General features: G+C 61.4%; 10 protein-coding genes. 4 read left to right on the forward strand and 6 right to left on the reverse strand.

Annotated features, from left to right (window positions below; translation table 11 throughout):
* Nucleotides 1-12: 12 nt before the first annotated feature.
* The 4 genes from SBC1_RS17325 to SBC1_RS17340 all read right to left on the reverse strand — a co-directional run bounded on the left by SBC1_RS17325 (nucleotide 13) and on the right by SBC1_RS17340 (nucleotide 4695).
* A complete protein-coding gene (locus tag SBC1_RS17325; protein WP_241201973.1) occupies nucleotides 13-1419 on the reverse strand; it encodes a DUF1116 domain-containing protein in 1407 nt (468 codons plus the stop codon).
* Between the two features lie 7 nt (nucleotides 1420-1426).
* A complete protein-coding gene (gene fdrA, locus SBC1_RS17330; RefSeq protein ID WP_165988670.1) occupies nucleotides 1427-2983 on the reverse strand; it encodes an acyl-CoA synthetase FdrA in 1557 nt (518 codons plus the stop codon).
* 136 nt (nucleotides 2984-3119) lie between these two features.
* A complete protein-coding gene (locus SBC1_RS17335; protein ID WP_165988672.1) occupies nucleotides 3120-4010 on the reverse strand; it encodes a DUF2877 domain-containing protein in 891 nt (296 codons plus the stop codon).
* 16 nt (nucleotides 4011-4026) lie between these two features.
* Nucleotides 4027-4695, reverse strand: coding sequence for a cysteine hydrolase family protein (locus SBC1_RS17340; protein WP_165988674.1), 669 nt, complete (start codon nucleotides 4693-4695; stop codon nucleotides 4027-4029).
* A 553-nt stretch (nucleotides 4696-5248) separates the two neighbouring features.
* On the opposite strand from SBC1_RS17340, the gene flhF reads away from it, so the two are divergent.
* The 3 genes from flhF to SBC1_RS17355 are packed head-to-tail and all read left to right on the forward strand — an operon-like array spanning nucleotide 5249 to nucleotide 8675.
* Complete coding sequence (gene flhF, locus SBC1_RS17345; RefSeq protein WP_165092894.1) at nucleotides 5249-6988, forward strand: flagellar biosynthesis protein FlhF; 1740 nt, start codon at nucleotides 5249-5251, stop codon at nucleotides 6986-6988.
* Nucleotides 6981-7913, forward strand: coding sequence for a MinD/ParA family protein (locus SBC1_RS17350; protein ID WP_165092895.1), 933 nt, complete (start codon nucleotides 6981-6983; stop codon nucleotides 7911-7913). Before flhF ends, SBC1_RS17350 begins: the two co-directional genes overlap by 8 nt.
* Nucleotides 7914-7943: 30 nt before the next feature.
* Nucleotides 7944-8675: an RNA polymerase sigma factor FliA gene (locus SBC1_RS17355; protein WP_165092896.1), complete on the forward strand. Its 732-nt coding sequence runs from the start codon at nucleotides 7944-7946 to the stop codon at nucleotides 8673-8675.
* Between the two features lie 31 nt (nucleotides 8676-8706).
* Here the strand turns inward: SBC1_RS17355 and SBC1_RS17360 are convergent, their stop codons facing one another.
* Complete coding sequence (locus SBC1_RS17360) at nucleotides 8707-9798, reverse strand: diguanylate cyclase (RefSeq protein ID WP_165092897.1); 1092 nt, start codon at nucleotides 9796-9798, stop codon at nucleotides 8707-8709.
* A 325-nt stretch (nucleotides 9799-10123) separates the two neighbouring features.
* Between SBC1_RS17360 and SBC1_RS17365 the strand changes: the two genes are divergently transcribed.
* On the forward strand, nucleotides 10124-11209 hold the full coding sequence (locus tag SBC1_RS17365) for an aromatic ring-hydroxylating dioxygenase subunit alpha (protein ID WP_243830249.1): 1086 nt from the start codon (nucleotides 10124-10126) through the stop codon (nucleotides 11207-11209).
* Between the two features lie 339 nt (nucleotides 11210-11548).
* Here the strand turns inward: SBC1_RS17365 and SBC1_RS17370 are convergent, their stop codons facing one another.
* Complete coding sequence (locus SBC1_RS17370; RefSeq protein WP_165988676.1) at nucleotides 11549-12052, reverse strand: hypothetical protein; 504 nt, start codon at nucleotides 12050-12052, stop codon at nucleotides 11549-11551.
* Nucleotides 12053-12057 lie beyond the last annotated feature (5 nt).

Consider the following 12057-nt stretch of genomic DNA (forward strand, 5'->3'; position numbering starts at 1 on the left):
GTCCCGTATGGTTTAGATGTATTCGGCGAGCGCGCGAATCGCGTCAACGAAGCCCGGCATTGGCGCCGTGGTAATGCCCGCGCCGATCTGCCCGACGCCAGCCTCCTTGTGCGCAATCCCGGTATTGATGATCGGCAGGATGCCGCGATCAACCACCTTGCGGGCATCAATACCCGCGGCGGTCGGCGCGAAATTCAGCGCGGGGAGAGTGAACGCCGGATTGCCGCCCAGCGTGATGGCCTGCATGCGACGACTGTTGCTGGTGGCGTCCGCCGGCGTGCCGCCCACGAACTTGACAATGGCCGGCGACGACGCCATGGCGAAGCCGCCCACGCCCGCCGTCTCGGTGATCGCGCTGTCGCCAAGATCGGCAGCGGCGTCTTCCACGCCATAGCCCGGGAAGAACAAACCCTCCACCGGATTGGCGGGCGCCTGGAACCACCGGTCGCCCGTGCCGGACATGCGAATGCCGAAATTCACGCCGTTGCGCGCCATGACCGTGATCATTGAACTGAAGGGCACGTTGTGGGCCGCGTCGGTCATTGCCTTGCACGCGGCCATCGAGAGATTCAGGAAGAAGTGATCGTTGCTAACAATGAACTCGGTCACGCGTTGAATCCGGTCGATCGGCAATCCGGTCGATAACAACGCGGGAATCAGGCGCTTGATCAAGAGCCCGGTGGCGGCCGCGTTGCGGTTATGGACTTCGTCGCCCATGTGCAACGCTTGCGCCATCATCGGCTTCAATTCCACTTCGCCCAGCGCCTTCAACGCGGCCTTCAATGTCGGCGCGAGTTCTTGCGTCATCCAGTGCAGGCGGTCCAGCACTTCGCGGTTATTGGCGCCGAAACGCAGCACCTTGCCGAGTCCTTCGTTGAAATTGCTGAAGGCCCGCCGGCCGTTTGTTTTGTTCTCGATCACCCACAGCGGCATGGACGGGCTGATGATGCCCGCCATTGGGCCGACCGCCTGATAGTGGTGACACGGCTCGAAGTCAATCGCGCCGTCCGCCGCCAGACGCTCGGCGGCTTCGTGGGTCGTCGCCCATCCTTCAAACAGGATCGCGCCAACAATCGCGCCTTTCACCGGTCCGCACATATCGGCCCATTCGATGGGCGGACCCGCATGGAGGATCAGCTTGCGATGCGCCATTGCGCTGATTGCGTGCGACGCGCTCATGACATCGACGAGTACCGGCTGGGCCGCGAGATACTGCTGGAACGCCTGTTCGTTGGCCTGATCGACCAGCGGATGGCGAATCAGCGATGCCAGCGCCAGCCCCGCGCCTACGTCGCCGAGAGCGGGCGGCTGCCAGCGTAAATCAGTGACGTCGCCGCCGGCCAGGGCGAGGTTATCGGCAAAACTGCTCAAGCCTGCGTTCACCACGTTCAGTGGCTGGTTAAATAGCGTATTCATCATGGTCCCGTTATTTTTGCGCCTGAAGATGGGCAACGTGGCTCGCCCAGAGCGCCGCCTGCGCGTTGCAACCGGCAACCAGAACGCCGGCTTCGCGCAAGGTATCGACCTGACGGCTTCTGACTTGTGGATCGGCTTCCGTGCCGCAGACGTGGGAAATCAGGACCGGCAAGTCCTGGCCCGCCGCCTGAAGGCGCGCGTGCTCGATCAGTTCTAACAACTCGCGGGCAGGTTCTGTCGATGCGCCGTAACCCAGCACGAGGTCGAATAGCACGACGGCCGTTTGCGGGTCGTTCAGTTCCGCGAGGATTCGCTGGTTGCGCAACGTGGGATCGATCATGGGATGCGGACGGCCGCGCGTGAAATCGTCATCGCCCATGTCGACGAGTGTGTGACCGGTGCTGTGCCAGATATCCTCGAGCTTGCTGTTGGACGCAACCGGCGTATTCGACGACGCGGCGAAGCCGCGTTGCCGGCATAACAACTGGCTCTCGTAGCAAAAGGTGCCCCCCGCGAACACCCCGCGGATGAAGCGCCGCATGGGTCGCAAGGTCCGGCTGTAATCGTGCAGACGGCCTGCGTCCGGTGAGTTGATTTCAGCTACCGTTGGCGGCAGTTTGGCGCCTGAGAGCAATGCGACGGCGAAGCCGGCGGCATCCGCCAGGGTGTACGCCGGGGTGATCCCCGGCACGTTCATGTCTTCCGGCTTTGCGCCCAGGAAATTGACAACAACCGGCTTGCCCGCCGCGCGCGCCCGCGCCAGGATTTTTTCCGCCACTGCCGGAGCGGGCGGTTTGGAGATCAGCACGATCACTTGGGTGTCGGGATCCGCAGCCAGCGCATCGAGACCGTACAACATGGAGATCCCGCCGATCGATTCGTGCAGGTCATGGCCGCCCGTGCCGAGCGCCTGCGAAATCCCGGCGCCCAACTGGTCGATACGGCATGTCACTTCCTGCAATCCGGTGCCCGATGCCGCCACTACGCCTATCGCCCCGCGCCTCACCACATTGGCGAACCCCAACGGCAACCCATTGATAATGGCCGTCCCACAATCAGGTCCCATCACCAGCAGGTTTTTTTCACGCGCGAGTGTCTTGATCTCGAGTTCGTGGGCGAGGCTGACGTTGTCGCTGAAAAGCATGACCGACAGCCCCAGGCGCAGCGCCTTGATCGCTTCGGCGGCGGCGTAGTCGCCGGGGACCGAAATCAGCGCGAGATTCGATGCTGCCTGTTGTTCCACCGCCATTTCGAGGCTGGCAAGCGGTGGCGGACGCACGCCGTCGCCGCTTGACTCCTCCGGCTTGCTGTTCAAACGCTCTTCCGCAATAACGAGCGCGCCGTCGCACGCCGCGATCTCTCCGCGTACCGCGATCACGAGATCGTTCGGGCCGGCTGTGCAGCCGTCGTCCAGAGCCGCGTCGCGCAGTTGCGCGAGATTGGTGCTCGTTCCCATCACCACCGAGGCCTGCTCGATGCCGGCAAGTTTGGAGATGTGCGCGGATATCTGCATCAGGGACACGGAGTCCTGATACATGTTCTTGAAGACCTTGGTTCTTATGCTCATTTCAGCTTCCGTAATCGTTACACCTTCTTGGTCCAGATTCGGCCGAGTGACCGCCTGGCGAACCCGTCATTGCACGCGGCGGGTGCCATCACTCTGATTAATTCGATAATCGTTTTTCGCTAGTCGGTACAATGGATCAGGTCATTTCTTTCTGCTCCACCTTCCCAAGCGCTCTTATTCCGTGCAAGAAGCCGCCGAGACAATCTGCTCCAGATGACGAGCCGAATTTCATAACGTTGATTGCCGAAAGTTTCAGCTCCGCCACCGGGACTCCGTGAATCAGGACCGTTGTCAAATGATCGATCGACTGTGAATAGTGCCCCTGCAACGCGAGCTCCAGATAATGCCTGCTGATACTGGTCGTCCGGTGAAGCTGATTTTTTATGGCCGGGCGCAATAATTTCAAATGCGCGGATATAACGCCGAGATGTTGCCACGGCCATAACGACGCCAGATAACCCAGCAGGTAGTCGTCGCCATCCGGCGTCAGCCCCGCTCCGTACCCAATCAGTTCGGAGACGCCGCTCTCCAGTTCCGCTTTTTCGTCGCCGAGGTTCAGCCGAGGGTTGCGCCCTCCCGGCGGCCAGCCCGGCACCAGTTGCAAGCTGCTGCGGACCTCGCGTTCCAGGCAGTACTCCAGCAACTGGCTCGCCAATGCCGGGTAAGCCGCCAGCATCGCGTTCAGCGAATGGCCGCCCCGCACCCGATCCGTTCCAGGCCGCCAGCACGGTGCCTGGCTCAGGTTCGCGCGCCAGAGCGTGCCGCGCAACTCGTTGTTCTCGAGCGTGATGGGCTGCCGGGAGTGCGCTTGATGCCGCCAATCCCAGCCGGGCGGCGTCGAGATCCTTATAGCCGTGGGCAGGTTCTGATAGCGCGGACTCAGCAAGGTCAGCAACTCGCCACTCGCCGACGACATGTTCATGGCGTGCTGAAAGCAGCTATGGACCCAGAACCGCTGCGTCTCGCGCGGCCCGTGCTCGGCCATATAGCCGACCGAACACACCGGGAACGTGAGGAGGCGTGCCATGGCGGCCCGGCCGGCTTCAGCCGCGCAAGCCGTCGACAATCGCCGCGGCGTCGGTGACCCACCCGAAAATTGCGCCTTGCGCCTTGATCATCTCCAGCGCGGATTTCTGGAATTCCGGGAAATACGACCCGACGCAATCCGCCGGGATAATGCACTCGTAGCCGCGATCATTGGCTTCGCGAACCGTCGTTGTCACGCAGACCTCGGTCGTCACCCCGCACACGATAAGCGTCTTGATACCGTGGTTTTGCAGAATCAGCTGCAGGTCGGTTTCGTAGAACGCGCCCTTGCCGGGTTTGTCGATGATGGGTTCGCCCAGCGCCGGATACAGCTCCGGAATGATGTCGTGCCCTGCCTCGCCGCGGACCAGGATGCGGCCCATGGGGCCGTCGGTGCCAATGAATGTCTTACCGCCGCGCGTCAGTTTCGCAGGCGGGCAATCGGCCAGGTCGGCGCGGTGGCCTTCACGCGTATGGATGACCAGCAGCTTCGAATCACGGGCCGCCTTCAGGACTTTCCCGCACGGGACAATCGCGCTGCGCACCAGGGAGACGTCATTTCCCAATGCTTCGCCAAAGCCTCCCGGTTCAACAAAATCACGCTGCATGTCGATCATGGCCAATGCAGTTGTTTGTGAATCGAACGAGAGCGGGAATGGTTGTGCGCGAAATAGTTTTTGAGGCATTTTGATATTCCTTGATTAATGTCAGGCCCTGAAATGCTTGCTCTGCTATTGCAAATTATCTGAATTGTCCTGCGATTTATTATAGGTAGGTTCGCCTTGACGGACGATAGAAATTTCATTGACTTGACCATTGTTCATTGATTTTCAAACTTGATTAAAGTCGTTTCTAAAACTTAATAAAATAACTGTCACGAATTACTCGATACTGTGTTTCGCAATAATAAAACGCCGGGCGAAATAATCACCGCAACCCTGCGACGGAATAACGCGCCGGGCAATGAAACGATTCATGAAGTCTATTCACCGTCGTGTCCGCAGAGCATCAATGTAATCGTCTGATGTTTGAACCAGCACGCATTTCCCTGATGCAGCCCGTGCGCCGCTTCCGTCATCGATCTCCCGAATTACCCCGCTTTCCCGGCTCTTATCAGCCGATGGCCCGCCAGCCACCCTTGCAATAATTCATTCACTGGAAAACGGTACGTCGCTCAAAACGTGGCGCAACCGGTCAACCGCAACAGATCAGCGTGAGCGCGAGCTCATCGGGGGGTAAATGAACATCCGCAAATTTATCGGTGCCACGAGTCGCGAAGCGTTTCGGCTTGTCCGTGAGGCACTGGGCCCCGATGCGGTCGTGTTGTCGAACCGGATAACCGAAGACGGCAGCGTCGAGATCGTCGCAGTTGCGGACGGCGATCTCGCGAAGATCTCCCCGAAAGCCGCCGCTCAGCACCGCGAAATGAAGCTGAGGGAGTCGGCCGGAAGCCAGTCACATTCGCAGTCACATTCGCAGTCACTTCAGCAAGCTCATTCGCAGCCGAATTCGCAGCCACAGGCGCATTCTGGTTCGAACCCGTACGCCAGCGGCGATGTCTTTTCGTCGGTGTTCGGCGCCAATCCCGAGCCGCTGGATGACATGGAACCCACGGCGCTGCCGGATGACCCATCGCGCACGATGGCCGAATCGAATCCCTGGCTGATCGAGCATGCGCGCCGGGTGGCGCAGTCAGCCGCTGAAAGTGCGCCGCAACGCACGCTGAGCGCATCGGCAGCCATCGCGAAGGGATTGGGCAGTCCGGTGACGGTCACGCCGCAGGAATCCGCGCAAGCTCCCGGATGGACACGCGAAGCGGCCCACCTCGCCGCTCGCCGCGCGGAACAAAAAACCGCGCAAATGCTCGCTCAAACCCAGCCGCAAGCCCACACGTCGGCGGCACAAACCGCCAGTTCGACGCAGGAAGGCGCATTCGCGGGCCTGCCGGCATCGGCGGCCGCCGCGGTGACCGAAGCCATCCGCACACGCATGGAACAAGTCGTCAACGACACCGTCATGCATGAGCTTTCGTCAATGCGCGGCATGATGGAAGAGCACTTCGCCGGCTTGCTGTGGGGCGATCGCCAACGCCGCAGCCCGAATCACGCCGCGCTGACCAAGCGCCTGTTCGCCGCCGGTTTCTCCGCGCAGCTGGTCCGTTTGATGATCGACAACATGCCCGAGATCGAACAAGCCGAAGCGTCGATGCAATGGGTTCAGCAAGTGCTCGAAAACAACCTGCCCGTCATGGACAGCGAAGAATCGATGATGAACCGTGGCGGCGTCTTCGCGCTGATGGGCCCGACGGGCGTGGGCAAGACCACCACCACCGCGAAGCTCGCCGCGCGCTGCGTGATGCGCTTCGGCGCCAGCAAGGTCGCGCTGCTTACCACCGACAGCTACCGGATCGGCGCACACGAACAACTGCGTATTTTCGGCAAGATCCTCGGGGTGTCGGTGCATGCGGTGAAAGACGCGGGCGACCTGCAACTCGCGCTCTCTGAACTGCGCAACAAGCACATCGTGCTGATCGACACGATCGGCATGAGCCAGCGTGACCGTACTGTCGCCGATCACATCGCCATGTTGTGCGGCGCCGGCCATCCGGTGCAGCGCCTGCTGCTGCTGAACGCAACCAGCCACGGCGATACGTTGAACGAAGTCGTGCAGGCCTACCAGAGCACGCCGGACCAGCCGCCACTCGCGGGCTGCATCCTGACCAAGCTCGACGAAGCCACGAACCTGGGTGGCGTACTCGACACCGTGATCCGCTACAAGCTGCCCGTGCACTACGTATCGACGGGTCAGAAGGTGCCGGAAAACCTGTACGTCGCGACCAAGCGCTTCCTGATTAAAAGCGCGTTCTGCATTCCGCGCGACGGCTCGCCGTTCGTGCCGCAAGACGACGACGTGCCGCCGCTCCTGTCCGCGCTCTCAGCGCGCGCTTCCACCGAACTGCATGAGGTGCACTTTGGATAAGTTCGTGTCCGATCAGGCTGAAGGCTTGCGCCGTCTGCTGACACGCAACGGCTCCCGGGTCGTGGCGGTGTGCGGCGCCCCGGCAGGCGGATTAGGCGGAACCGGCAATACCTCGACGGTCGTCAATCTGGCCTCCGCCCTCGCCGCGCAAGGCAAGGATGTGCTGGTGATCGACGAGCGCCAGAACGCGCTGTCGGTGAGCCGGCTCGCGAAGGTGCCAGACAACGCCGCACTCGGCGCGGTCCTGTCCGGCAAGCGTTTCTTGCAGGACGCCGTCACACGCACGCCGTTCGGCTTTTCTGTGATTGCCGCGCCTCGCGACGAACGCATCAGCCAGGACGCCGCGCATTGCCGGGTGCTGCTCGACGGACCCGCCGATATCGTCCTGATCGATACCCAGCTCGATCGCAGCGGTGCGCTGTCAAACCTGGCCGTGCAAGCGCACGACTTCGTGATTGTGACCCGCGTTGCGCCGGCCGCGATCACCGAGGCGTACGCCTGCATCAAGCGCCTGCATTACGCGCATGCCATCGGGCGGTTCCGGGTGGTTGTGAATCACGTGAAGAACGGCGCCGATGCACAACTCGCCTTCGATAACCTCGCCGGGGTCGCCAGCCGCTATCTCGCGGTGCAGCTCATGCCGGCGGGTTGCGTGGCTGAAGATCCGCGCGTGGCGCGGGCGCACGAGCTGTCGCGTTGCGCAGTGGAAGCTTTTCCGGGGACGGCTGCTGCCCGGGATTATCGGCAGATTGCCGCTGAATTGCAGTACTGGCCGATGCCGCAAGCGTCGCAGTTTGAATGGCCCGTGCAGACCTTGCGAGCGGAAACGCAGCATGGGATGGAGCGCTCGATCAACTCCGGCGCGGTACGCCGCACCGAAACGCCATTGATGCAGCTTGCGATGAGCAGCTCCGCGTCCGTGTGATGCCGCAAGAGAAGGAACAAGGTGAATGCGATGTATAACGCCCAAGGAAAACTGTCACAGGACGAGGTCCTGACCCGCTACGCACCGCTGGTGCGCCGGCTCGGACTGCAGCTCGTGGCAAAAATGCCGGCCAGCGTCGATCTGGACGACCTGATTCAGGCCGGCATGATCGGCTTGCTGGATGCGGCCAGCCGCTATAAGGAAGATCAGGGCGCTCAGTTCGAGACCTACGCCAGCCAGCGGATTCGCGGCGCGATGCTCGACGAGTTGCGCGCCAATGACTGGCTGCCGCGCAGCATGCGCAAGACCTCGCGCGAAGTGGAATCCGCGGTGCATAAGGTCGAGCAGCATCTCGGCCGGTCCGCGAGCGAACAGGAAGTGGCCGAGCATCTGAGCATGCCGCTCGTTGAATACCAGGCCATGCTGCAGGATCTGCATGGCAGCCAGTTGATCTATTACGAAGACTTCGACCGTTCTTCGGATGACGAGCCGTTTCTCGACCGTTATTGCGTCGATAAAGCCGACCCGCTTTCCGCATTGCTCGACGGCAGCTTGCGCTCGGCGCTGGTTGAAGCCATTGATAAATTGCCTGAGCGCGAAAAGCTGCTGATGAGCCTGTATTACGAGAAGGGGCTGAATCTGCGCGAGATTGGCGCGGTAATGGAAGTCAGCGAATCACGTGTATGCCAGTTGCATAGCCAGGCCGTCGCGCGGCTGCGGGCGAAGTTGCGGGAACAGGCGTGGTCGGGCGTGGAGGCTTGACGGCCGTTTGCTGAAAGTGGATCAGGGCCGATCAGGTTTCGAAATCCGCGCTTTCGGCGAACACCGTCTGGCCTCTGCCGAGCGCCTTGGCGCGATACATCGCGCGATCGGCTGCGCGCATCAGCACGGCAATATCCCTGTAGCCGGGGCTCAGGTCCGGCGAAATCAGGCAGGCACCAATACTCGCCGATACATTCACCGCCTGGTCCTGCACCGACGTCATTTCAGCCAGCACCGAGTGCACGCCATTTGCCACCGTCTGCACGGCGTGGTTGCCGGTCACGTGCCGCGCCAGCACGACGAATTCGTCCCCGCCGAGCCGCGCGACCGTGTCGGTGGTTCTTACTCTTCTTGCCAGCAGCGCCGCGAAAGTTTGCAGCACTATGTCGCCGACTTCGTGGCCGTAGGTATCGTTGACTTCCTTGAAGCCGTCGAGATCGATCAGCAGCAGCGCGGTCGCGCCTTCCTGTCCCGTCGATATCGCCATCACCGCCCGGCCGATAGTCTGTTCCAGCATGTAGCGGTTGCTCAATCCCGTGAGCGGGTCGGTGCCGGCTTTGAGCGCAAGGTCGCGGTTCGCGCTGCCGAGCCGGCCGATCATCACGGCGAGATATATTGATGCCCCGAGCACACTCAAGCCAATCCCGAGCGCGGCGGACCGATTGATCATCCACCAGGGTTGCAAGACGGACAACGCGACGATTCCCGCCAGCGCCGTTCCACACGACAACGCCAGCGTACGCTTGCCGTAACGCCCACCCGCGCCGATCAGAAAGAGGAAGACGGCCCATAGCATGGGCAAGGTGAGCGCCCCACCCGCGCCGAGAATGATGGTGAGCAGAGCCTGATCGGCAACCGTTGTGAATGCGAGGCGCAGAGTCGACTGCCGCTGCATTCTGCTGACGATCAGCCGGGTCGCCACGCCATAGATCAGATAAAGTGCGAGCGCATGGAAGCTGGCAATGGCGGCGGACGTTGGCGCCGACCACGCCAGCGCGGCGTACGCGACCGTCGCAAGGCCGCCCAGTATGACTCGGAGGGTCGCCTGCTCTTTTTCCGGATCGAGATGTGGCGACCACACGTAACCACGCTGCCGGTGGAAGGGGTCATTCGACTGCCCCATTCTGAGTCTCCTGAGGGAACCCGAAGGCGATGCACGAAGTGCAGATTGATGTCGCGTTTTCTGCAGTGACTGCATAGTGCAGAATCGCAATCGTACTGCGTCGTTGAAAAATGGCTGAAAATCGCACGATTCCGCTAGATTTCTGGCGGATTAATGCTGACTTGCTGCTATAGATTTCGAGCGGAAGAGCACGCATGCAGCGCGCCAGGGTGTTTTGGCGGCTTGCGTTTGCGTTTTTGCGCGGCTTGTTTTCGAATTGTGGTTTGGGCCGATAGTCGAATCGGTGCTTGAATCGTTATCTACTACTCTGGTTTTTCGACGCCCGATGCAACCCTTCGAATCTGCTTCTTCCCCTAGCGACATGCACGCCGCCGATGACACCCACTCCGCGCCCGATACCGCGTTGCTCGGCGAATGGCTGCCGGTCTGTAATAGCGCCGATGTGGCGGCCGGGCAGTCGCGCGGGTTTCTGGTGGCGGGCGAATGGCTGGTGGTCTGGCGCAGCGCGTCGGAGGATGACGTTCCGGCAGCGCCGCCCGATATCTCCACCGATGTGCACGTCTGGCGCGATCGCTGTCCGCATCGCGGGGCGCAGTTGTCGTTGGGCACGGTGACGGGCGGCATGATTGCGTGCCCTTATCACGGCTGGCGCTATGACGTCGATGGCGAATGCATCCACATTCCCGCCAATCCGTCGTTACGCCCCGCGAAGCGCGCTTGCGCGCGGACGTATCGCGTGAAAGAGAAATACGGCGTGGTCTGGACGTGTCTCGGCGAGCCTTCGCATCCGCTTGATTTCTTCCCGGAGTACGACACGCCCGGTGCGCGCCGGGTCAATCTTGCGGCGCAGACGGTGCGTTCATCGGCGCCGCGCGTGGTCGAGAATTTCCTCGATATGGCGCACTTTCCGTTCGTGCATACCGGCATTCTCGGCGATACATCGCACGCAGAAGTGCAGGATTACGAAGTGATTGAAACGGAGGGCGGGCTTGAAACGCGGCGGTGTCGCTTCTGGCAACCCGCGGGGTTGCCGGGACAGGAAGGCGTGGATATTGAATATGTGTATCGCGTGAAACGGCCGTTGGTGGCGAGTTTGTCGAAGGTGGCGCAGCACGGGGAAGGCGCGTTGCATTTGCTGCTGGTGGCGTCGCCCGTGAGTGAAACGGAGACGCGGGCGTGGATGGTGTCGGTGTTCAAGGATGAATCCGCGCACTCGGATCAGGCGCTGTATGACTTCAACATGCAGATACTGATGCAGGACACGCCGATTGTGGAATCGCAATGGCCGAAGCGGCTGCCGCTTGATCCGCAGGCTGAGTTGCATCAGGTTTGTGATCGGTTGTCGGTGGGGTATCGGGGGTATTTGAGGGAGCGCGGGTGGGGGTATGGGACGGAGTTGAGCGGGGGCTAGAAGCGGTCCCACTTTGCTCATGGACTACAGCGGGATCTGTTCGAATTTTCCACCTCTGTACCGCCATGGCACGCGAAACGCCGCGCCGCCTTTGACCGCGGGAGGATGTCCGATACTGCAGACCGTAGCTGCGATTAGCGACTGAAGTATCGGACAAACTGGTGGCAACGACGTCCGCAAATCAAGCCCGGCCAACGCCTTGGATCGACGCCACCACGCCTTACCAAGTGTCAGAAATATCGCGTAATAAGCGCCCGAGCAAGTTCTCAAAAGATCTCTAATACAGGGCCGTTAACGACGGTAGCGGCTACTACACTCATCGGTCGCTTCAGCAAGAATTCACGCTAACCACTCGGAGCAATGCATGTCCATTTCAGCACTGACAGGATCGGCTGCTAGCGCCGAACCGTGGGCGGTCAACCGCACGCGCGCAAACCAACAGAACGAGAATAGCGGCGATTCTTCGTCGGCCACGTCGACGGGCAGTACCGGCGGCACGAATCCGATGGCACAGGCTATTGCCGCGGCGTTGTCCCAACTTGGATTGACGTCATCGAGCGATACCTCTTCAACCAGCTCAAGCACAAGCTCGACACCCGCGACGGATTCAACCTCCAGCGCTTCGGCGCCGGCGGCGACCTCGGTAGCCGCAGCTCTACAGCAATTTCTCGGCTCGCTGTTCCAGGCGGCTGGGCAGCAGGGAAGCGCGGTCCCGGCATCGACGAGCACCAGCGACAGTGACACCGCCACCAGTGCTGTCTCGGCAACCAGCGCGACCAGTGCCGCTTCAACCGCAAACGCGGCGACGACCACGGCCGCGACAACCGCTCCCACCACGCCCACTAGCG

The organism is Caballeronia sp. SBC1 (assembly GCF_011493005.1).
GTDB lineage: Bacteria > Pseudomonadota > Gammaproteobacteria > Burkholderiales > Burkholderiaceae > Caballeronia.